A 21,146-nucleotide genomic window follows, 5' to 3' on the forward strand; every position below is an offset into this window, starting at 1 on the left:
CACTTGTTGCGTGGGGTCGTCGATCCAGGTGCCGGACCCGCCGCGCCGGCCGCAACCACGGTTCCGCGATCTGGCTGCCCGCCCTTCGTCCCTGTCGTCACCAGTTGCGGGTCTTGGGCAGGTCGAACTGGTCGGCGGCCTTGCAGTCGCGCTGCCCGCCGACCGCGGCCGGCCCGATCCGCCGCAACTCCGCCCGAGCCCGGGCGCGGCCCAGGTTCCAGGCGTTCCACGGATCGCTCCCCGCCAGGTCGTCGGCGATCCAGCTCAACGTGCAGCGCCGCACCTCGTCGGGCAGCGTCGCCAGGGCCGGCGTGGCGTCGGCGGAGAGCGCCCGCAGGTACCACGCATCGATCTTGCCGGTCTGCTCGTAGCGGTCGACGTTGCGGCGGGCCGCGTAGTCCTCCGGATTGAGCACGGCCAGGCTCAGCAGCATGACCACGGCGAGTGCCACGGTCAGCCGCGGGATCCAAGCCCCCCGCCAGCGGACCCCGGCCACCATGATCATGATGAGGACGGCGCCGAGGAGCAGCTCGGACGCCATCACGAAGATGCGCTCCCCGGTGAAGCTGTAGACCTTCTGGTAGGCGTACATCCGCGACAGCGCGGACACCACGATGACGACGCCCAGCGTGCTGAGCAGACCGAGCAGGACCCGCAGCACGACACGCTCGACCGGTCGGTCGCGCCGCGCCCACCGGCTCACGCCACCCAGCACGGCCAGGGTCAGCAGGGTGACCGCGACCAGTTGCCAGAACCCGCTGCGGGCGTACTCGGCGTAACTGAGGCCGGCGGTTCGCAGCACGTGTCGTTGGCCGCCGAAGAGCACCGTGAACTGGACCGCGACGAAGCCGACGAACAGCACGGTCAGCGCCCCGAGCGGCAGGACGTACTCCACCAGTCCGAGCCGGCGCGCCCCCGGCTTGTCCAGTGCGGACAGGTCGGGTGGTGCCGAGATCGTGTAGACGGCGGCGACCGCGATCAGCCCGCCCACCGCCAGCAGGAAGATCCATCGGAACACGCTGCCGACGTTGATCTCGGGGACCAGCTTGCCGAGCACCACGGAGAAGGCCGCGTCGGCCGACGACAGGAGCCCGCCGAAGACGATCAGCACGAGCACGGTGACCAGCACCGACCAGCCGATCCGGCGGACCGCGGTGGGGCGGGCCGGGGCGCCGACGTGCCGGCGTACCCAGGGCAGGCCCCGCACCGCCGCGAACGGCGCGGCCACCAGACTGAACACGATCGACCGGACCAGTCGGCCGCCCACGATGGCCAGTGCCCCGCAGCCCAGCGCGCCGAGAACGCAGAAGGTGACCAGCCACCAGGCGTTGCGGAAGGTGAGCACCGAGGTCAGCGCCAGCGCCGCGACCGCCCAACCGGCGCGGACCCACCGCTGCGTACGCGGTTGGTCGGCCGTCGCTCGCCGTACCGCGATCGCGACCCCGACGACCAGGGCCAGGCAGCTCAGGAACCAGCCGACGCCGGTGTGACCGAGCGGCAGAAAGGCGGCGAGGCCCACCGCCCCGGCGAGCACCGCCGCCGGCACGGCGCGGCCCGTCGCCGGCGCCGGTCCCGGCCACCGGGTCGCCAGAAAGCCCGGGGGCGGTGGGGTGGGTTGGAAGAATCCGCCGTGCGGCGACATCGGCGTAAGGGCCCGCGGTCCCGGAGCGGGTGGCGGTGGCGCCAGGACCCGGTGCTGCGACACCGGCTGAGTCCCGGGCATCGGCCGGGGTGCCGGCGTCGGCCGGGGTGTCACGGCAGGCGCGGGCGTCGTCGGCGTGGTGCTCGCCGGTGGCGGGCCGGGTTGTGGCTCGTCCCCTCCGGACTCCGCGAGAGCCCTCGCCGCCGGGTCGTCGGCGGGCGGGGGAGTGCTTTCACCAGCCGCGGCACCACCGGCAGGTGGGAAATTCACCTCGCCGCCCGCACCACCGTCGGCAGGGATGGGCAGGGGTCGCGGCGTCGGGACCGGTTGCCCGCCCGGCACCAACGGGACGAACACCGCATAGCCCCGGGTGCCGGGCGGGACGGTCACCGGGATCGCCCAGGCGGGCTGCCCGTCGGGCCCCGGCCAGGGCACCCCGGCCGGTGCTCCCTCGACGGTGGGCATGACCAACAGATACGGGGTCGGGTCGCCGGGGTTCCCGCCCGCCACGGATCCGGGCTTGCGTCCGGGGTCAGGCACCGGTGGCGGCTCGACCAAGGCACTCTCCTCTGTGAAACGGCGCGGTCAATGTACGGGGTCACGCGCCGCCGCGCCGTCCCATGATCGCCCGGTGCCGCGCCGACTACCCCGCGTGCAGGATGAGCAGCGTGATCTCGCTGGGCGCGAAGATCCGGAACGGCGGGCCCCAGAAGCCGGCTGAGACCCTGCACGACCGGTTGGTCGAGTCGACTCCGTCGGTGGTGGGCCAGGTCGACGACGGGGGCGTCCGGCAGGACGTCCGCCGAACTCCGTCGAGATCGGCTGCGAGAAATCCGAAGGCCGTACCGGAGCAGCCCGGCTCAGCGGGTCGGCCCCGGCACGGCCGATGGTCAGCCTCGGGAGCGGTCGTCGATCTCGGTGTCGGACTCGCCGGGTCGGGCGCCGATCGCCTCCTCGGCGGCGACGCCACCGGTGCTCTCGTCGCCCAGCGTCAGGCTGCTGCGCGGCAGCCCCGCCAGGTCGGCCGGGTCCCGCACCTCACCCTGGACGCGGCCGACGTCGCGGCTGCGGTCCTCGATCCGGGTCTCCCCGGGCCGGGCGCCGATCGCCTCCTGGGCGGCCCGACCGCCGGTGCTCTCGTCGCCCAGCGTCAGGCTGCTGCGCGGCAACCCGGCCAGGTGGGCGGGATCGCGGGTCGGCTGGTCCGGCCAGCCGGTCTGGGCGCCCACGCCACCGGCGGATTCCCGCCGTCCGGCGCCGCGGGCGTGGTACACCCCGGCGTCGGTGCCCGGATCACCGGGATCGGCGATGCTGGTGTCCACCGGCCGGCCGTCCGGTTCGGCCAGACCGGCCCGCCGCAGCATGTCGACCAACTCGTCGTGCGGCATGCGCTCGGTGTCCGGTATCCCGGCCCCGCGCGCGATGGACTGCAGGGTCATCAGGTCCTGGTCTGCGAAGGTCTCGGCCATGGAAATGCCTTCCCGAGGCCCAAGACAAGGAAACCTCAGGCCCGCGCACCGCCCAGGCCGAGCAGCACGGCCAGGCCGAGGGCGCTGCGCGGGGCGTACGGGATGCGCCACAGCCCACCGTGGGCGGCGGCGTACGCCTCGTCCTGCCACGGGTGCGGTTGCGTCGGGCCGCCCCCGGTGCGCAGATCGTGCACGAGCAGCGCCGCCATCAGCGTGTTGCTGGTGGCCGGTTCGAACACCTCGACGCCGAAGCGGTGCGCCCCGGCGTACGCGGCGGCGAGGGCCCGGTTGCGCAGCACCGACCGGGTACGCGTCGGCGGCGCCACGCTGAACGACACCGTCGCCCCGCCGTCGCGGGCCACCGCCGCCCGCCACCGTTGCAGGCGCTTGGCCAGGGCGTAGTTCGGGCCCTGCTGGGGGACGAGACTGTCGTTGACTCCGGGGTCGGCGCCGGGCGGGTAGTTGCGGTGCAGCAGCCGGCCGCCGGAGAGCACCCGCAGCGACCGGCGGGCCAGGCCGCGGGCCGCGTAGCCGCGTTCGGCGTGGGCGACGGCCTCGCCGGGGACGGCGTACACGTCGGTGGGGGTGGCCAGGAAGGCCAACGCGACGTCGGGGCGTTCCCGGGTCAGCGCGACGGTCAGGGCGTCCACGGCGGTGGCGACCCGCACGTTGGTGGCGCCGTCGGCGTACACGTAGTTGCCGAGCACCAGGCGGCCGTCGACGCCGCGCAGCCAGCCGGTGGCCTGCGGGAGGCGGTGCAGCAGGTCCGCGCCGGCGCCCTGCGCGAGGGCCGCGTCGTCGCCCGAGGTGCCGGGGCGTACCGGCAGGTGCAGTCGGCCGCCGTGGCGGCGGGCGGTGCGCAGCACCCGGCGCCAGATCTCCGGGCGGGGCAGGTCGACGGCGACCACGTCGCCGCCCCAGCGCAGCACCGACGGCAGCGGGCCCATCTCGGCGCCGGCGCCGAGCACCACGATCCGCTGGTCGCGCAGGTCCAGCCAGTCCGGGTTGGCGAGCACCGCGCGGACCGCCTCGGCGCAGGTCGGTTCCACGACGCCGGCCTCGACCCAGGCGTCGAGGCGGCGGCGCAGGTCGTCGCCGCGCAGCCGTTGCCCCCGGTACGGCAGGGAGAACTCCCGCTCCACGTCGCCCCCACCGGTGACGGTGGCGGTCTCCAGCGGCTCGCCGTCGGGCAGGTCGCACGCCTGGTCCAGCGGCACCTCGGCGTCACCGTCGGGCCGGTAGCGCATCCGGGCGTGCAGGGCGGCCAGCCCGTCGCGGGCCACGGTCAGCGCCGCCTCCCGGGACAGCAGCCCGGCCTCGACCAGCCGGCGGAAGTGGCCGAGGTAACCGTGCCGCCAGTCGGTCTCGTGTTCGGCGGCGCGGGCGCCCACCGGGTCGACGGCGCGCAGCGCGTCGGCCACCACCGACCGGCCCAGCGCGCTGGTGCTGCGCGCACCGCGGATCTCGGGGAACACCACCCCGGTCGGGCCCTGCACGTTCGCCGTCGTCACGGGCCCCACTCTGCCGTATCGCCCGATGGGTCGCAGCGGGGGCGGTCTGCGCTGCGGGCCGGCACGGGGCGGTGGCAGGATCGGCGGGTCACCGGCGACGACCTGGGAGGAAGACCATGCGACACCGCACCCTCGGCGGCAGCGGCACGGTGGTGTCGACCCTGGCCCTGGGGACGATGACCTTCGGCGCGGAGACCGACGAGGCGGGCAGCTTCGCCCAGCTGGACCGGTTCGTGGCCGCGGGCGGCACGTTCGTGGACACGGCCGACGTCTACTCCTCCGGAGTGTCCGAGGAGATCGTCGGGCGGTGGCTGCGCCGCCACCCCGAGCGCCGCGACCAGCTGGTGATCGCCACCAAGGGCCGGTTCCCGATGGGCCCGGGCCCCAACGACGCCGGACTGTCCCGGGTGCACCTGACCCGCGCCCTGGACGCCAGCCTGCGCCGCCTCGGCGTGGAGTACGTCGACCTGTACCAGGCGCACGCCTGGGATCCGTTGACCCCGCTGCCGGAGACGCTGCGCTTCCTCGACGACGCGGTACGGGCGGGGAAGATCCGCTACGCCGGGGTCAGCAACTTCACCGGCTGGCAGTTGCAGAAGGCGGCCCTGCTCACCGGGCACCTCGGCCTGGCCCCGATCGTGACCCTGCAACCGCAGTACAACCTGCTGGTGCGGGAGATCGAGTTCGAGATCGTGCCGGTGTGCGAGAACGAGAACATCGGCATCCTGCCCTGGTCGCCGCTGGGCGGGGGCTGGCTGACCGGGAAGTACCGGCGCGACACCCCGCCCACCGGCGCCACCCGGCTGGGTGAGAACCCGGAGCGTGGCGTCGAGGCGTACGCGGGGCGCAACGCCCAGGAGCGGACCTGGCGGGTGGTCGACGCGGTGCGTGAGGTGGCGCAGCGGCGCGGGGTTTCCATGTCGGCGGTGGCGTTGGCCTGGCTGGTGGACCGGCCGGCGGTCACCTCGGTGATCCTGGGCGCCCGCACCACCGACCAGCTCGACGACAACCTGAGCGCCGCGGACCTGCGGTTGGACGCCGAGGACAGCCGGCTGCTGGACGAGGCGAGCGCCCCGCCGGTCGGCGACTACCCGTACGGGCAGGCGGGGGTGCGCCAGCGCGGCCGGGAGCTGCCGGCCGGTTGAGGCGGGCTTCGGTAACGAGCCGCCCACGGAACGGTAACGACGTTCACGCTTGGGTCTCGACTCGGCCACGGCGGGAGCCGTCGGCGCACCGGGGCGCGTCCAATGACCATGCCGGGACCCGACCGGGTCCGCCCACCCCTCGCCCTCGCGGAGGAAGCATGGTCCACAGACGACGGATGGCGCTGCTGTCGGGGGTGCTGTTGGCCGCCCTGTCGGTCACCGCCTGCTCCGCCGGTGGTCCCACCGGGCGCAGCAGCGACGCGGGGCGGCCGGCGCCGGCACCGTACCGGGAGGACGGTCCGACCGCCGCCGGTGGCGACACCCAGACGCAGCGGGACGCCCAGTCCACCTTCGGGGTCGACGTGGACACCGCGTCGTACGGCTACACCCGCCGGCTGGTGCGCGACGGCCGGCTGCCGCGGCCCGCCGAGGTACGGCCCGAGGAGTTCGTCAACTCGTTCCGGCAGGACTACCCCGAGCCGACCGGAGACGGGTTCGCCATCCACACCGACGGCTCGCGGCTGCCGCGTGACGCCGAGGCGCCCGGGGAGACCCGGTTGCTGCGGGTCGGCCTGCAGACCCGGTCGGAGGACCCGCGCAGCCGCTCCGACGCCGCGCTGACCTTCGTCGTGGACGTGTCCGGGTCGATGGGCGAGCCGGGGCGGCTGGACCTGGTCCAGGACGCGCTGCACACGCTGGTGGACCAGCTGCGGCCGACCGACTCGATCGCGATCGTCGAGTTCAGCGACGAGGCCCGGGTGGTCCGCGAGATGACCCGCGTCTCCGACGCCCGCGCCCTGCACGACGCGGTGGACGCGCTGCACACCCGGTCCAGCACCAACCTGGAGGCCGGGTTGACGCTGGGCTACCGGGTGGCGCGGGACGGGTTCCGGGCCGGCGGCACCAACCGGGTGATCGTGCTCTCCGACGGGCTGGCCAACGTGGGCAGCACCGACGCGGAGCCGATCCTGCGCCGGGTACGCGCCGAGGCGGAGAAGCAGATCGCGATGCTCGGCGTGGGCGTCGGCAGCGAGTACGGCGACCAGCTGATGGAGCAGCTGGCCGACCGGGGCGACGGGTTCGCCGTGTACGTCAGCGACCTCGGGCAGGCCCGCAAGGTGTTCGTCGAGCAGTTGCCGGCGACGTTGACCGTGCGGGCGTTGGACGCGAAGGTGCAGGTGACGTTCGAGAAGGACACCGTGCGCTCGTACCGGCTGGTGGGGTACGACAACCGGGCGATCGCCGACGAGGACTTCCGCGACGACCGGGTCGACGGTGGCGAGGTGGGTCCGGGGCACAGCGTCACGGCGCTGTACGAGGTGCGGCTCGCCGACGGGGCGAAGGCGTCGGCGCGGGCCGCCCGGGTGCAGGTGCGCTGGGCGGATCCGCGTACCCGGGAGCCGGCGGAGACGTACGCGTCGGTGAGCGTCGCGGACCTGGACCGGGACTTCGCCGAGGCGTCGGCGCGGCTGCGGACCTGCTACGCGGCGGCCTGGTTCGCGCAGGCGTTGCGGGAGGACCGGCCGGCGCACCTCGACGGGCTGGCGACGATCGCGGACCGGGCGGCGGCGGACACCGACGACGGAGACGTACGGGAGCTGGGTCGGGTGATCCGCGCGGCCGACGAACTGAGCTGACCGCCGGCGGGGGTCAGCTCAGCGGCGGGCGAGTTTCGGTTGCTGGGTGGGGCGGTCGCGGTCGGGATCCACGCCGACCTGCACCGCGAAGCGGGGGTCGACGGCGAGCAGCGGACGCGGACCGAACAGCGCCATCGCGGTGAGCAGGTCGTCGGTGCCGTGGTCGCTCCACGTGGGGCGCTGTTCGGGCGCCAGGTGGGCGTGGGCCCGGCGCCGGCGGCGCAGCAGGCCACGGGCCGCGGCCCCGGTCTCGGGGACCTCGCACAGCCACCAGCCGCCCAGTGCGGTGGCCAGGCAGCACAGCAGCAGGCCGGCCACCGACGCGGGGGTGCCGGCGTCGCGGTGCTCGACGGCGCTGTCGACCAGCCGGGTCACGCCGACGGCGGCGACGGTGAACAGTGGCACGGTGGCCAGCGCGACGCGGCGCCGTTGGGCGGGGGTGAGCAGCCAGCCGTCGCGGACCAGCCGGCCGACCAGCCGGCGCAGGGCCCGGCCGACGGCCGGGTCGGCGAGCACGGCGGCCCAGGTCTGCGGCCGGCGCAGCGCGGCGTGCAGGGCGCGGACCAGCTGCGCGGAGCGCGGTGGCGGGGGACCGTCGACCGACATGGTGGCCAGCTCGCCGAGGTGCACCACGCCGGCGCGGCGCAGGGCGGCCATGCCGACCTGGCAGGCCAGGCCCGCCCGGTCGGTCAGGTACGCCAGCTCGACGATGTCCGGTTCCGCGCCCCGGGCACGTCGGCCGGTCGTCGCGCGCACCGCCAGGGCGACGGCGAGCGTCCCGGCGACGGCGGCGAGGTAGTCGAGGAGGAAGAGCGGTCCGCTGACACCCCAGAGCATGTCGCCCAGTATGGCCGGGCCGGCCGGGGCGGCGCGGCGCGGCCGGTGGGCAGCGGGAGGTGCCGCTGCCCGCCGGAGACCGGCGGCGCCTATCGCGCCGGGGCCGGCGCCGCGGCGGCGGGAGCCGGCTCGGGGGCGGCCGCCGGTCCGGTGGTCCAGGTGAGTCGGCGTACGCCGGGGACGGCCGCGGTGCCGGCGCAGAACAGGGCGACCAGCGCCGCCGCCACGAGCAGCGGGGTGCCCGTCCCCCAGGCCCGGGCGGCGAGCGGGGCCAGGGCGTAGCCGACGGGCATCGCGGCCAGCGAGACGAGCCAGTCGTAGGAGCTGACCCGGGCCAGCGCGTGGGCGGGGATCCGGTCCTGCACCACGGTCTCCCAGACCGGGTTGAGGAAGCCGAGGGCGGCCAGCGCCAGCCCGTAGGCGGGGATCACGACCACCGCGGGTGCGGCGAGGCCGAGCAGGAGCAGCGGTGCGGCGTACCCGGCCAGGGCCAGGTTGCCGACCAGGACCGGGCGGGTGGGGCGGGCGCGGGTGGCCAGCAACGAACCGGCCAGCAGTCCCACTCCGCCGGTCTGCTGCATGAGCACCCAGACGCCTTCACCGCCCAGGCGGTGCACGGCGACCACCGGGCCGACGACGAGCAGCACGGCGGCGGCGCCGTTCCACACCCCGTGGGCGATCAGGCTGGACCAGTACCAGTCGCGGGTGCGTACCTCCCGCCAGCCCGACGCGAGGTCGGCGCGGAGCGAACTCCTGGGCACCGGGACGCGGCGTACCTGGATGGCGGCCAGCAGCGCGGCGCTGACGGCGAAGGTGGCGGCGTCCAGGACGAAGGCCCAGCCGGGGCCGACGGTCCAGACCAGCAGGCCGGCCAGGGCCGGTCCGGCGAGGCGGCTGGCGTTGGCGGTGGCACCCATCAGCGCGTTGGCGCGTTGCCGGCCGGCGGCCTCGACGGTGCCGGCGACCAGCGGCGACGCGGTCGGCATGGCGAACGCGGAGGCGGCGCCGCCGATGGCGGAGGCGACGGCGAGGTGGGTCAGGGCGGGGGTTCCGCCGAGCAGTTCGAGACCGACGGCGAGTTGGGCGGCGCCGCGGACCAGGTCGGTGATGATGGCGACCCGGCGGGCGGGGAAACGGTCGGCGATGACGCCGCCGAGGGGGAGCAGCAGCAGCTTCGGCACCATCGCGCAGCTCAGCACGAGGGCCAGCGCGCCGGCGGAGCCGGTGACGCGCAGCACGGCCAGGGCCAGGGCGACGGGCACGACGGCGTCGCCGACGGCCGAGGCGGTACGGCCGATGAAGAGCAGGCGGAACGCGGGCAGCCGCAGGGGATGGGTCATGACCCAGAAGGTAGTTCGACGCCGAACCTTTCGTCAACGAATATTTCGATGTCGACGTACACTGGTCGGGTGACCGACCGCGACCGCACCGACGCCCACATCGACCGGTGGCTGCCGGTCCTGCCCGACCTCGACGCCGACGTGGAGGGCTCGGTGGTGCGGATGCTGCACCTGACCCGCCACCTGCGCGCGGTCAAGGAGCGGGTGCTGGCCGACCACGACCTGCCGGCCCACGAGTACGACACCCTGCACGCCCTGGCCGGACGAGGGGGCCGGGCCGCCCCGTCCGAGCTCGCCGACGACCTGCGGATGGCCCCGGCCTCGGTCACCGCCCGGGTCGACGCCCTGCTGCGACGCGGCCACGTGCGCCGCATCCCGTCGACCGTGGACCGCCGCCGGATCGACGTGGAGCTCACCGACGCCGGCTGGGACGCCTGGCGGGCCGCGATGCAGGTGCAGGGCGACGAGGAGCACCGCCTGCTCGGCGTCCTGGACCCGGAGGAACGCCGGCAGCTGGCCGACCTGTTGCGGCGGGTCATGCTGCTCGCCGAACGTCCCTGAAACCGCGTTGACCGGGCAACGAGGATCGGAGCGTGACCACCTCGACGTGGACGGTGCGACAGGCCCGCCCGGACGACCCCGACGCCGCGGCGCTGTTGTGGCGCTACTACGCCGAGATCGTGGGCCGCTGGCACCGGCGCCCCGCCCAGAGGCGGGAGGTGGCCGAGGCGATGAGCGCCTTTCCCAGCGACGACCTGGCCCCGCCGACCGGCGTGCTGCTGGTGGCCGACCGGGGCGGTGCGCCGTCCGGCTGTGCGGGGCTGCGGTGGCGACCCGGGTGGGCGGAACTGACCCGGCTCTTCGTCGATCCGGCGCACCGCGGCCTGGGTGGCGGGGCGGCGCTGTTGGCCGAGGTGGAGCGGCGCGCCGGCGCTGCGGGGGCCACCCGGATCCGGCTGGACACCCGCTCGGACCTGGTCGAGGCGCGGGCGCTGTACGCCCGGCACGGGTACGCCGAGATCCCGGCGTTCAACGACGATCCGTACGCCCAGCACTGGTTCGAGAAGGCGCTGCCCACCGCGCTTGACGAGTCCCGTGCGGCGCGCTAAACAAGGAAGTGGAAGTTGAGTCCCCTCGGCTCAACTAACGACCCACGAGACCTTCGGCCCTGGAGAACCCGAGGAGGCACACCGATGTTGATGCGTACCGACCCGTTCCGCGAGATCGACCGCCTCGCCGAGCAGCTGTTCAGCACCGCCACCCGGCCGGCCGTCATGCACCTGGACGCCTACCGCGACGGCGAGTGGTTCTACGCCGTGTTCGACCTGCCGGGCGTCGACCCGGACAGCATCGACTGCACCGTCGAGCGCAACGTGCTGACCGTCCGCGCGCAGCGCCGGCGGCCCACCGGCGAGAGCGTCGAGCTGGTCGCCGCCGAGCGGCCGATGGGCACCTTCAGCCGCCAGTTGTTCCTCGGCGACACCCTGGACACCGATCGGCTGGAGGCCGGCTACGACAACGGGGTGCTGACCCTGCGCATCCCGATCGCCGAGCGGGCCAAGCCCCGGCGGATCAGCGTCACCGCCGCCCACCCCGACGGCAACGGGCGCAGGGAGATCAACGCCTGACCTGGCGGGCCGGTCGACGCCACGTCGTCGACCGGCCCGTCCCCGACGCGACCGTCCCGGGCGCGCCTGCGCGGCAAATCCGGTCCGGGCTGAGAGCCTTTCTCACATGCTGCGTCGCGACGTCCCGGTGCTGCCCCGCCAGTCGGCCCGGCCCGCCCTGCCCGGTGGGCCGGTCGACTTCACCGAGGCGTGGTTGCGCAACCGGCGCCTGTCCGAGCACACCCGCGACGCGTACCGGCGGGACGTCGCCACCTGGCTGGCCTGGTGCGACCGGCGCGACCTCGACCCGCTGCGGGCGAACTTCCTCGACGTCAACACCTACGCCCGGGAGCTGGAGGCCACCCGGGGCGTGCGTAGTGGCCGCCCGCTGACCCCGGCCACCGTCGCCCGCCGCCTGTCCGCCCTGTCCAGCTGGTACGACTTCCTGGTCCGGCTGCGGGCGATCGACGCCAACCCGGTGGCCGGCGCCGACCGGCCCCGCATCGACCGGGACCACTCGGCGACGATCGGGCTGACCCCGGACGAGGTGGACGCGCTGCTCGCCGCCGCCGAGGCGGACGCCGGCCCGACCGCCGCCCGCAACCGCGCCGCGATCGCCCTCCTGGCCGACCTGGGTCTGCGGGTGGGGGAGCTGATCTCGCTGGACCTGACCGACCTGGGCGCCGAGCGGGGCCACCGCAGCGTGCGCTTCGTCGGCAAGGGCGGCCGGCCCCGCCGCCGGGCGCTCACCCCCGGCACCGCGTACGCCGTCGACGCGTACCTGTCCGCCCGGGCCGCCGCACAGGGCGTACCGGTGGCCCAGTTGACCGGCCCGCTGCTGGTCACCGCCAGCGGCGCCCGGCTGGACCGGCACTCGGTGTTCCGGCTGGTGCGCCGGCTGGCCCGGGAGGCGGGGATCGCGGCGTGGGCGAAGCTGTCCCCGCACTCGCTGCGGCACGCCTTCGCCACCACCGCCCGCGCGGAGGGGGTGCCGCTGGAGGACGTGCAGGACGCCATGGGCCACGCCGACCCGCGCACCACCCGCCGCTACGACCGGGACCGGCACAACCTGGACCGGGATCCGGCGTACGTGATCTGGGCGGCCCGGGCGCGGCGGCGCGGCTGACCGCTAAATGCGTTGCGGAGTGACCACTCACTCCGCAAAGGTCGGTGGCATGACGACCACCGACGTACCCCGGCGACGCGCCCCGGGGATGAGCCCACAGGACCGGCGGGCGATGATCGTGCGCGCCGCACTGCCGCTGCTGACCACCCTCGGCCCGGCGGTGACCACCGCCCAGGTGGCCCGCGCCGCCGGCATCGGCGAGGCCACCGTCTTCCGGGCCTTCGCCGACAAGGACGCCCTGCTGCGGGCCTGCGTGGCCGAGGTGCTGCGGCCGGACACGGTACTGGCCGAACTGGCCGCGATCGAGCGCGGTGAGCCGCTGCCGCGGCGGCTCACCACCGCCGCCGAGGCGGTGCTCGCCCACCTCGACCGGCTCGGCGCGGTGCTCGGCGTGCTGCACGCCACCGGTCACGGCGGCCGGGACCGGCACCGCGCCGACGCCGACGACCATCCGGGCCGCAACGCCGATGACCGTCCGGGCCGCGCCGCCGGCGACGGTGCTCCCGGCCGCGACGCCGACCGGGAGCACAGCCGGCCGGACCGGGACACCGCCACCGAGGCCGTACGCCTCGCCGTGGCCGACCTGCTCGCCCCGGACGCCGACCGGCTGCGTCTCCCGGTGGACCGGCTCGCCGCGCTCTTCCTGGCCCTGCTGACCCCCCGGGGACCACTGACCGGCCACCCACCGGACCCGGCGGAACTGGTCGACCTGTTCCTGCACGGCGCCCTGACGCCGGCGGTGGCGGGATGACGGTCACCCTCAACCACACCCTGGTGCCGGCGGTCGACCACTCGGCCGCCGCGGAGTTCTTCGCCCACGTGATGGGCCTGCCCCTGCTCCCGCCCGCCGGCCGGCACGGCCACTTCCGGCCGGTACGCGTCAACGACCAGCTCACCCTCGACTTCGTCGCGGTGCCGGAGCCGCCCGGCGTGCACCTCGCCTTCGACGTCGATCCGGACACCTTCGACGCGATCCTGCGCCGGCTGCGCGCCGCCGGGGTGCCCTTCGGCAACGCCCCGACCAGCCCCGACAACGGTCGCACCGACCATCCACTGTGTGCCCGAGGGCTCTTCTTCGCCGACGCCGACCACAACCTCTACGAGGTGATGTCCCGACCCGGGACGCCGGACGGCCGGGCCGAAAACCCGTTGAGCCCCCCGGCCGGCGGTGCGTAGGTTCCTCCCGACCCGAGCCCCAGCCGAGTGAGGACAGAGGAAGACACCGGATGACCCCGCCCGCTCGCCAGATCTGACACCTTTCCGCGCTCACCCGTGACCGACGGTCCCGTCGGTCACGCCGGGCTGCCCTCGCGTGCCCGGTCCACAGCGTTCGAGGCCGCGCGTGATCGGCCTCGTGTCAGGTCTACCGAGATCAGGTCTGCAACCTCATGTCTTCACAACCTCATACCGTGCTGTCCTGGTTCGTCCGTCGAACCCGGCTGCCCCTGCTGACGCTGCCCTGCCTGGACTGCCCGTCGAAGTCGGCGACCACCGGCCGGGGCAGGTTCCGCGTCAACGCCAACCGCAAGCTGCTGGACGTGTGGCTGCTGGTCCGCTGCGTGTCCTGCGACCGGACCCGCAAGCTCACCGTCCACGAACGGAGCCCGGTCAGCTCCCTCGACCCGGCCGAGTTGCGCGGCTACCGGGTCAACGATCCGGCCCTCGTGGCGTCCTGGCTACTGGATCCGGCGCTGGCCCGCCGGGGCCACTTCAGCCTGGACTGGACCGGCGCGTGGCGGCTGGACACCACCCCGGTGCCGCTGGACCAGGGGTGGCCGGTCCGGGTCGAGGTCGTCTTCGACGATCCGGTGCCGGTGCGCCCGGACCGGCTCATCGCCCACGGGCTCGGCCTCACCAGGCCGCAGGTGCTGCACCGGGTCAAGTCCGACCGGTCGCTGAGCCGTCCGACGAGCACCGGATTCACCGTCACCGTGCTGGCCGAGGGCTAGTGGGAGGTGGCCGCGCCGGGCGCCGGACCCGGCGCGACCACCGCCGCCACGGGCGGGGCGGCTGTCAGCCCCCGGCCGTACCGTGCTGCGGATGAGACACGGACTGGAGATCTCCTGCGGCGGAGCTGGCATGAGCGCGGCGCTCCTGACCGAGTTGGGCGAGCGGGCCGAGCGGGCCGGTTGGGACGGGGTGTTCTTCGAGGACTACCTCGTCTACTACGAGGGCGTCGACCCGCCGACCTTCGACCCGTGGCTGCTGCTGGCCACCATCGCCGCCCGTACCAGCCGGATCAGGCTCGGCACCACGGTCACCGGGCTGCCCCGACGCCGTCCGGCGAAGCTGGCCCGGGAGGTGCTCACCCTCGACCACCTCTCCGCCGGTCGCGCCACCGTCGCGGTCGGTCTCGGTGACCCGAACGATCCCGGGTGGGCGCCGTGCGGTGAGGCCACCGAGGTGAAGACGCGGGCGGCGATGCTCGACGAGGGCCTGGACGTGCTGCTCGGCCTGCTGGCCGGCGAGCGGCTGCACCACCGGGGAGCGCACTACCGGGCCGACGGCGTGGCGCTGCGGCCGGTCGCGGTGCAGCCGCACCGGGTGCCGGTCTGGGTGGGCGGCAGCACCCAGGCCAAGGCGGTGCTGCGCCGGGCCGCCCGCGCGGACGGCATCGTCCCCTACAAGCTCACCGACACCGCCGACTGGACCGACCTCACCCCGGACGAGGTGCACGACCTGGTCACGGCACTGCCGGCCACCCGTGCCGACGGCGAACGGTTCGACGTGGCGATCGGCGGTCGGCGACGGCGCCCGGACGAGCGCGCCGAGCGGGCCTACCTGGGCCAGATCGAGCAGGCGGGGGCGACCTGGTGGCTGGAGTTCGTCAAGTCCGGTGACCCGGACGCGATGCGGGCGGCTGTCGAGCGGGGCCCGCTGCGCTGATCGCCGCGGCCGGTTCGGCGCGCCGTCGGCGCGCCGAACCGGCCGTCGTCAGCCCTGGGGGCGGGGGCAGATGCAGAACGGCTGGCCGATCGGGTCGATGAGCACCACCCACCGGTCGCCGCCGGGCTGGTGCTCCGGCCGGCTCGCCCCGGCCGCGACGAACCGCTCCTGCGCCTCGGCCAGGTCGTCGACGTACAGGTCGAGGTGGTAGCGCTTGGCGCCGGCGGTGTCGGGCCAGGCCGGCGGGCGGTAGTCGGGGACCAGGCCGAAGCCGATCGACGTGCCGTCTTTGGTGATCATCGCGTACTCGGCCTCGCTGTGGGTGACCTCCCAGCCGAGGGCGTCGGCGTAGAAGGCGGCGTGGGCGGCCGGGTCGGAACTGTCCAGGTTGACCATGATGAGGTCGGCGGGTGCGGTCATGGCTGCCATCCTGCTCACCGGCCCTGACATTTCTCGGCGGTGTCCGCCCGTGGGCCGGTCGGGGCGTGCAGGACCTCGCGGGCCTGCTCGGCGGCGCGGACGATGCTCTCGCTGATGAAGTCGAGGAAGCGGGCGATGTTCTCCAGCCGGGCGGCGGCCGGGGTGTCGGGGCCGAGGACGGCCACCCCCTGGCGGGCGGTCGCCACGAGCTGGTCGTTGGCGCGGGCGCTGGCGATGGTCGCCTGGTAGAAGAGTTCGTCGTCGACGATGTAGCGGTCGCGGCGGCGTTCGTCGCGTTCGCGGCGGACGAGGCTCTGGCCCTCCAGGAAGGTGATCGCCTTGGAGACCGACGCCGGGCTGACCTGGAGGCGCTGCGCCAGGCCCGACGCGGTGAGGCTGCCCGCGTCGGTGGTGAACAGGCAGGTCAACACCCGGGCGGTCATCCTGGGCAGGCCGGAGGCCATGAGCACGGTGGTGAGGGCCTCCTCGTACTCGGCCAGGGCCTCGGCGCCGCGTCCCGGAGCCGGTGCGACCTGCTGCGCGGTGCGGGAGGCAGCGGACCGGCGGCGGTGGGCACGGCGCTCGGTCGCACGGTGGGCCAGGTCGGCGCGGTAGGCGGTCGGGCCGCCGTTGCGCATCACCTCCCGGGTGACGGTCGACGTCGGACGCTCGATGCGGCGGGCTATCTCGGCGTAGGGGAGGCTGTCGGCCAGCCCCAACGCGATCTGCTGGCGTTCCTGCTGGCTGAGCCTTCCTCCCGGCATCGCGGTCCCCTCGGTCGTCCCTGACGGCGGTCGTGTCGTGCCGACCATAGCGTTCACCGCCATCCATTGCAACGGCCGACGGTAATCGTGTTGCGTTACGTCCATACCCGTTGCAACGAAAAGCGGGCTCTGAGCAGCTATTTCAGCACCTCGACGCAACAGGTATGTTGCCGCGACATCGAACGCAACGTAGCTTTTCCTCTGTCGGAAACAAAGCCCAGCAGTGGAGAGCATGATGCAGACGTTCGACACCCCCACCCCGATCACCGCCGTGCTGGCCCTCCCGGCCGGGCGCGTCCAGGTCATCGCCGCCGACCGCGCCGACACCACCGTCGAGGTCCTGCCCACCGAGCCGGCCAGGAACAGCGACGTACGGGCCGCCGCGCAGACCACCGTCGCCCTCACCGACGGCGTCCTACGCATCCACACCCAGCAGCGCCCCAACCGGCTCCTGGGCCCCTCCGGATCCCTGACGGTCACCGTACGACTGCCGGCCGGCTCCGACGTCGAGGTCAAGGCCGCCGGCTCCGAGCTGCGCGGCGTCGGCCGCCTCGGCGACCTCACGGTCGACGGCGCGTACCGCACCAAGGTCGACGAGGCCGGGCACGTCCGCCTCACCGCGATCGACGGCGACGTCGAGATCGGCCGGCTCACCGGTCCGGCGGAGATCAGCACCGCGCGCGGCGACATCCGGATCGGCGCCGCCGTGTCCGGCACCGTCGTGCTGCGCACCGGCTCCGGCGACATCTCGGTCGCCGCCGCGGCCGGAGTGTCGGCCGCCCTGGACGCCGGCACCGGCACCGGCCGCATCAGCAACGCCCTCCGGAACGACGGCACTGCCGAACTCGACATCCACGCCACCACCGGCCAGGGCGACATCACCGCCCGCAGCCTGTAGAAGGAGCAGCAGCATGACGAAGAACAGCACGTCCCCGACCGGCACGACGTGGACCGGCATGGTGCCGGTCGAGGACACCGCCCTGGCCGTCACCGACACCGGCGGCCCCGGCGTCCCGGTGGTCTACCTCAACGGCCAGTTCGCCACCCAGGGGTACTGGCGGCACGTCATCGCCGACCTGGGAACCGGGTGGCGGCACATCACCTACGACGAGCGGGCCCGCGGCAGGTCGCGGCGCTCGGCCGACTACTCCTTCGCCGCGGCCGTACGCGACGTCGACGCTGTGCTGGCCGCCCGGGACGTTTCACGGGCGGTGCTGGTGGGCTGGTCGTACGGGGCGTTCGTCGCGGCGCACTGGGCCAGCCGCAACCCCGACCGCACGATCGGCGCGGTCCTGGTCGACGGGGCGTTCCCGTACGACTGGCTCGACGAGGCGATGGAGCGGCGGATCCGCACGCTGTTCCGGCGGATGAGCTGGTTCCTCCCGCTGCTGCGTCCCACCGGCCTGGCGCCGCGGATGACGGCCGCACAGCAGGCCGACAGCAACATCGAGGTGGGCGTCATCTCCCGGGAGCGCGAACTGGGGCCGGTGCTGGACGCCATCACCGTCCCGGTGCGGTACGTCGTCGCCTCCGGGACGTCGTTCGGCAGCCGCGGCGACGAGCAGGAACGGATCCGCACCAGCCTGGACGCGGTGACCGCCCGCAATCCGCACATCGAGGTGGGCGCGAAGGTGTCCAGCAACCACGGAGCGCTGCTGAAGAAGGACTTCCCGGCCATCTCCGCGGCCGTGCGGGAGGTCGCCGCCCTCGGCGGCGAGCAGCGGTGAGCGGTCAGCAGAGCAGCTCCAGGTGTCGGTGGGCGTCGGCGGCGACGTCGGAGTGGCGCAGCCACCGCCGGGTCCACAGCCGGGCCGCCACCGCCGCCTGCTCGTCGCCCCACGCGGCGTGCTCCACCAGCAGCGCGGCGGTGAGCGCGTACGCCAGGCGCAGCGCCAGCCCCCGCGCGCCGGCCACCACCTCGACCGCCGTCGGGTCGGCGGCGACCCGACCGACGGTGTCGCGCAGCTCCCCGGTGACCGTGGCGAGGGTGTCGGCGAGGGCCGGGTCGAGCGCCGCGGCCAGGTCGGTGGCGGCGGCCAGCCGGGCCAGCAGGGGCGTTCCGGCGCCTTCCCGGCTGATCGCCCGCAGCACGTCCAGCGCGAGCACGTTGGTGGTGCCCTCCCAGATGGGCAGCACCTGCGCGTCGCGTAGCAGCCGGGGCACGCCGGTGTCCTCGACGTAGCCGGCCCCGCCGAACGCCTCCACGTACTCGCTGGCCGAGGCGACGGCGAGGCGGCCGGTGGCCAGCTTGGCCAGCGGGGCCACCACTCGCAGCTCGGCGTCGGCGGCCGGGTCGGCGTCGACCTCCACCCGGCCGAGCAGCGCGAAGGCGTGCCCGGCGAGGACGAACGCACCGGCCGCGTCGACGGCGAGGGTGCCCAGGGTGGCTCGGTGCAGCGGGTTGTCGGCGAGCCGGCCCCCGGCCACGTGCCGGGCGTCGGCGTACGCGCGGGCGTGGGCCAGGCCGCGGCGCATCCCGGACGCGGCGGCGTTGGCGTTGTGCACCCGGGTCACCACCACCAGGGTCATCGCCCGTCCCAGGCCGGGCACGTGCGGGTCACCCAGCGGCAGCGCGTACGCGTCGCGCAGGCCGATCTCGGCGGTGGGCAGCGCCCAGGTGCCGAGCTTGTCCTTGAGCCGGTGCACGGTGACCCCGGGGGCGGGGAAGTCGCCGGGCAGGGTGGCGCCGGCCAGCGGCGAGTCGGCGGCGTAGCGGGGCACCAGGAACGGGGCGAGCACCCGGCTGCCCCGGCCGGCGCCGTCGGGGCGGGCCAGGGCCACCGCCATCGGCGCGTCGGCGGCCGAGCAGAACCACTTCTCCCCGGTCAGCCGCCACGACCCGTCGGCGGCCGGTCGCGCCACCGCGCCGGAACGCGACAGGTCCGACCCGCCGGTCGACTCGGTCATCCACTGCCCGCTGACCACGGCGGTGTCCGGGTCGGTGGAGGTCAGTCGGGGCAGCCAGGCGGCGCGGATCGCGGGGTCGACCTCGGGACGGCTGAGCAGCGCGGCGGCGCCGTCGGCCATCGCGACCGGGCAGGAGAAGGTGGCCGACTCGGGCGCGTACAGGTGCAGCAGGGCGTGCTGGACGACCCGTGCGGTGGCGCCCCAGGTGTCGCGGGCGGAGTCCAGCCAGGGCAGCGCGACCACGGCGTGCCGGGCGGCGGCGGCGCGCTGGGCCTGCCAGCCGGCCGGGGTGTCGATCCGGTCGATCCGCGCGCCCCACGGGTCGTACCGGCGCAGGGTGGGCGGGTGCGCCTCGGCGTCGGCGTGCGCGGCGCGCAGCGCGCCGGTGACCTCGGCGGCCAGGTCGGCCAGCCGGCCCTTCGCGGCCGCGTGCCCGCCCGCACCGAGCTGCCGTTCCAGCCAGGAGCGCAGCAGCGCGTCACCGGTGTACGGATCGTCGGGGGGCGGCGCCGGCTGCACGAAACGGGTCATCGGTGGGCTCCTCCCGGGGGTGTCGGTGCCGACCGTAGACGATGCGACGCCCCCGGCGACAGGGCCGGACCTCCTGCGCGGTGGCCGGTTCGTTGCCTACGGTCTACAGGTGATGGGCACGCAGCAGCGGTGGAGCAGGCCGGCCCGGCGCGTCCGGCCGGTCCGCTCCGGCCTGGTGCTGGCCGGGCTCGGGCTGGGCACCTGCCTGATCGGGGTGGCCGGGTTGGCGGCCTGGAACGTGCAGGTGGTGACGCAGGCCGGCGGCCCGGTACGGGAGACCGCGGACGGGTTCCTGCAGCAGGTCGCCGCCGGGGACACCGAGCGGGCGTACGGGAAGCTGTGCGCCGACGCCCGGACCCGGTGGAGTCAGGTCGGCTTCGACAGCTGGGTACGGACCCCGCCGCGGGTCAGCGGCTACGAGATCACCGACGTGTCGATCTCGACCCTGCGGGGGCGGCCCCGGGCCACGGTCACGGTGCGGTTGACCCGCGACGGCGGGGCAGGCGAGGAGCGGAAGCTGCCGGTGGTGCAGGAGGACGGGAAATGGCGGGTCTGCGGCGACCCGTTCTGAGGCTCAGCCGCGCGGCCCGAGGTCGCCGGCGCGGTAGTGGCGGCGGCAGAGCACCTGGTAGCGCACGTCGGCGTTGTCGACGGTGTCACCGATGACCACCTGGGCGCCCTCGCGGACCACCCGGTCGTTGACCACCCGGGCGTTGAGCAGCCCTTCCCGGCCGCACCAGCAGAGCACCTCGACCTGGATGCGGGCCACCTCGTCGGCCAGTTCGAACAGCCGCTGCGCGGCGGGGAACAGGCAGGAGCGGAAGTCGGTGGCCAGGCCGAAGGCGTACACGTCGACGTCGTAGTTGTCGACCAGGTCGGCCATCTGCTCGACGTGCTCCAGGTTGTAGAAGGACGCCTCGTCGCAGATCAGGTAGTCCACGCGTACCCCCTCGGCCCAGGCGTCGCGGACCAGGTCGCGCAGGTCCAGCGAGTCGGTGACCTCGATGGCCTCGTGGGCCAGGCCGATGCGGGTGGTGACCTGCGGGCCCAGCGACCGGTCGATACGGGTGGTGACCAGCCCGCGGCGGCCCTGCCGGGCGTGGTTGTAGTTCATCTGCAGGGCCATGGTGGACTTGCCGCAGTCCATCGGGCCCCAGAAGAACTTCAGCGCGGCGGCGTGCAGCGGCCGTCCGTCGACGCCCCGCGCGGCGGCGCAGCCGATGGCGGTGGGGTCGTCGGGCCCGGGCAGGGGCCGGGCCAGGCAGATCGGGGCGGCAGCGGCGTCGTCGGTCACGTCGGGGCAGCCTAGCCCATCGGTCGTGGC

General features: G+C 74.8%; 21 protein-coding genes and 1 pseudogene. 13 read left to right on the forward strand and 9 right to left on the reverse strand.

Going from position 1 to position 21,146, the window contains the following annotated elements; genetic code table 11:
• Positions 1–97 precede the first annotated feature (97 nt).
• The 3 genes and pseudogenes from GA0074704_RS17095 to GA0074704_RS17105 all read right to left on the reverse strand — a co-directional run bounded on the left by GA0074704_RS17095 (position 98) and on the right by GA0074704_RS17105 (position 4,622).
• Entirely contained in the window at positions 98–1,546 is a 1,449-nt protein-coding gene (locus GA0074704_RS17095) for a DUF4153 domain-containing protein (RefSeq protein WP_231926495.1), read from the reverse strand.
• A 1,154-nt stretch (positions 1,547–2,700) separates the two neighbouring features.
• A pseudogene (locus GA0074704_RS29465) lies at positions 2,701–3,111 on the reverse strand (hypothetical protein); the annotation flags it as partial.
• A 35-nt stretch (positions 3,112–3,146) separates the two neighbouring features.
• Positions 3,147–4,622: a hypothetical protein gene (locus GA0074704_RS17105; protein WP_231926497.1), complete on the reverse strand. Its 1,476-nt coding sequence runs from the start codon at positions 4,620–4,622 to the stop codon at positions 3,147–3,149.
• A gap of 116 nt (positions 4,623–4,738) precedes the next feature.
• Between GA0074704_RS17105 and GA0074704_RS17110 the strand changes: the two genes are divergently transcribed.
• A complete protein-coding gene (locus GA0074704_RS17110; protein WP_088971433.1) occupies positions 4,739–5,767 on the forward strand; it encodes an aldo/keto reductase in 1,029 nt (342 codons plus the stop codon).
• Positions 5,768–5,925: 158 nt separating this feature from the next.
• The gene (locus GA0074704_RS17115) at positions 5,926–7,404 is read left to right on the forward strand and encodes a vWA domain-containing protein (RefSeq protein WP_172880599.1); all 1,479 of its coding nucleotides are present in this window, start codon (positions 5,926–5,928) and stop codon (positions 7,402–7,404) included.
• Between the two features lie 18 nt (positions 7,405–7,422).
• Here GA0074704_RS17115 and GA0074704_RS17120 read toward each other — a convergent pair whose 3' ends face one another.
• Together GA0074704_RS17120 and GA0074704_RS17125 are read right to left on the reverse strand one after the other, a co-directional pair.
• A complete protein-coding gene (locus GA0074704_RS17120; RefSeq protein WP_088971434.1) occupies positions 7,423–8,241 on the reverse strand; it encodes a TIGR04222 domain-containing membrane protein in 819 nt (272 codons plus the stop codon).
• Positions 8,242–8,330: 89 nt separating this feature from the next.
• Positions 8,331–9,581: an MFS transporter gene (locus GA0074704_RS17125; protein WP_088971435.1), complete on the reverse strand. Its 1,251-nt coding sequence runs from the start codon at positions 9,579–9,581 to the stop codon at positions 8,331–8,333.
• 69 nt (positions 9,582–9,650) lie between these two features.
• Here GA0074704_RS17125 and GA0074704_RS17130 point away from each other — a divergent pair, with 69 nt between their 5' ends.
• The 8 genes from GA0074704_RS17130 (at position 9,651) to GA0074704_RS17165 (ending at position 15,200) form a co-directional block, all read left to right on the forward strand.
• The gene (locus tag GA0074704_RS17130) at positions 9,651–10,142 is read left to right on the forward strand and encodes a MarR family winged helix-turn-helix transcriptional regulator (RefSeq protein ID WP_088971436.1); all 492 of its coding nucleotides are present in this window, start codon (positions 9,651–9,653) and stop codon (positions 10,140–10,142) included.
• A 32-nt stretch (positions 10,143–10,174) separates the two neighbouring features.
• On the forward strand, positions 10,175–10,690 hold the full coding sequence (locus GA0074704_RS17135; protein ID WP_088971437.1) for a GNAT family N-acetyltransferase: 516 nt from the start codon (positions 10,175–10,177) through the stop codon (positions 10,688–10,690).
• Between the two features lie 84 nt (positions 10,691–10,774).
• On the forward strand, positions 10,775–11,209 hold the full coding sequence (locus tag GA0074704_RS17140; protein ID WP_088971438.1) for an Hsp20/alpha crystallin family protein: 435 nt from the start codon (positions 10,775–10,777) through the stop codon (positions 11,207–11,209).
• A 106-nt stretch (positions 11,210–11,315) separates the two neighbouring features.
• The gene (locus GA0074704_RS17145; RefSeq protein ID WP_088971439.1) at positions 11,316–12,314 is read left to right on the forward strand and encodes a tyrosine-type recombinase/integrase; all 999 of its coding nucleotides are present in this window, start codon (positions 11,316–11,318) and stop codon (positions 12,312–12,314) included.
• Between the two features lie 49 nt (positions 12,315–12,363).
• Positions 12,364–13,065, forward strand: a complete 702-nt coding sequence (locus GA0074704_RS17150; RefSeq protein WP_088971440.1) for a TetR/AcrR family transcriptional regulator — start codon at positions 12,364–12,366, stop codon at positions 13,063–13,065.
• Positions 13,062–13,490, forward strand: coding sequence for a VOC family protein (locus GA0074704_RS17155; RefSeq protein WP_157743705.1), 429 nt, complete (start codon positions 13,062–13,064; stop codon positions 13,488–13,490). The genes GA0074704_RS17150 and GA0074704_RS17155 overlap by 4 nt, the downstream gene beginning before the upstream one ends.
• Positions 13,491–13,723: 233 nt before the next feature.
• The gene (locus GA0074704_RS17160) at positions 13,724–14,263 is read left to right on the forward strand and encodes a DUF1062 domain-containing protein (RefSeq protein WP_231926498.1); all 540 of its coding nucleotides are present in this window, start codon (positions 13,724–13,726) and stop codon (positions 14,261–14,263) included.
• Positions 14,264–14,354: 91 nt separating this feature from the next.
• The gene (locus tag GA0074704_RS17165; protein WP_088971442.1) at positions 14,355–15,200 is read left to right on the forward strand and encodes an LLM class flavin-dependent oxidoreductase; all 846 of its coding nucleotides are present in this window, start codon (positions 14,355–14,357) and stop codon (positions 15,198–15,200) included.
• 48 nt (positions 15,201–15,248) lie between these two features.
• On the opposite strand, the gene GA0074704_RS17170 is transcribed toward GA0074704_RS17165, so the two are convergent.
• Both GA0074704_RS17170 and GA0074704_RS17175 read right to left on the reverse strand, forming a co-directional pair.
• The gene (locus GA0074704_RS17170) at positions 15,249–15,620 is read right to left on the reverse strand and encodes a VOC family protein (protein ID WP_088971443.1); all 372 of its coding nucleotides are present in this window, start codon (positions 15,618–15,620) and stop codon (positions 15,249–15,251) included.
• A gap of 14 nt (positions 15,621–15,634) precedes the next feature.
• Positions 15,635–16,384 carry a helix-turn-helix domain-containing protein gene (locus GA0074704_RS17175; RefSeq protein ID WP_088971444.1) on the reverse strand — a complete coding sequence of 250 codons (750 nt, stop codon included), beginning with the start codon at positions 16,382–16,384 and terminating at the stop codon, positions 15,635–15,637.
• 232 nt (positions 16,385–16,616) lie between these two features.
• On the opposite strand from GA0074704_RS17175, the gene GA0074704_RS17180 reads away from it, so the two are divergent.
• Positions 16,617–17,282, forward strand: a complete 666-nt coding sequence (locus GA0074704_RS17180; RefSeq protein ID WP_331716633.1) for a DUF4097 family beta strand repeat-containing protein — start codon at positions 16,617–16,619, stop codon at positions 17,280–17,282.
• Positions 17,283–17,295: 13 nt separating this feature from the next.
• Entirely contained in the window at positions 17,296–18,111 is an 816-nt protein-coding gene (locus GA0074704_RS17185; protein WP_088971445.1) for an alpha/beta fold hydrolase, read from the forward strand.
• 4 nt (positions 18,112–18,115) lie between these two features.
• Here GA0074704_RS17185 and GA0074704_RS17190 read toward each other — a convergent pair whose 3' ends face one another.
• Complete coding sequence (locus tag GA0074704_RS17190; protein ID WP_088971446.1) at positions 18,116–19,822, reverse strand: acyl-CoA dehydrogenase family protein; 1,707 nt, start codon at positions 19,820–19,822, stop codon at positions 18,116–18,118.
• 112 nt (positions 19,823–19,934) lie between these two features.
• Between GA0074704_RS17190 and GA0074704_RS17195 the strand changes: the two genes are divergently transcribed.
• Positions 19,935–20,393, forward strand: a complete 459-nt coding sequence (locus GA0074704_RS17195) for an Rv0361 family membrane protein (RefSeq protein WP_088971447.1) — start codon at positions 19,935–19,937, stop codon at positions 20,391–20,393.
• 3 nt (positions 20,394–20,396) lie between these two features.
• Here GA0074704_RS17195 and GA0074704_RS17200 read toward each other — a convergent pair whose 3' ends face one another.
• Complete coding sequence (locus GA0074704_RS17200; RefSeq protein WP_088971448.1) at positions 20,397–21,116, reverse strand: thymidine kinase; 720 nt, start codon at positions 21,114–21,116, stop codon at positions 20,397–20,399.
• Between the last annotated feature and the right edge of the window lie 30 nt (positions 21,117–21,146).

This window comes from Micromonospora siamensis (genome assembly GCF_900090305.1).
In the GTDB taxonomy this organism is placed as follows: Bacteria; Actinomycetota; Actinomycetes; order Mycobacteriales; family Micromonosporaceae; genus Micromonospora; species Micromonospora siamensis.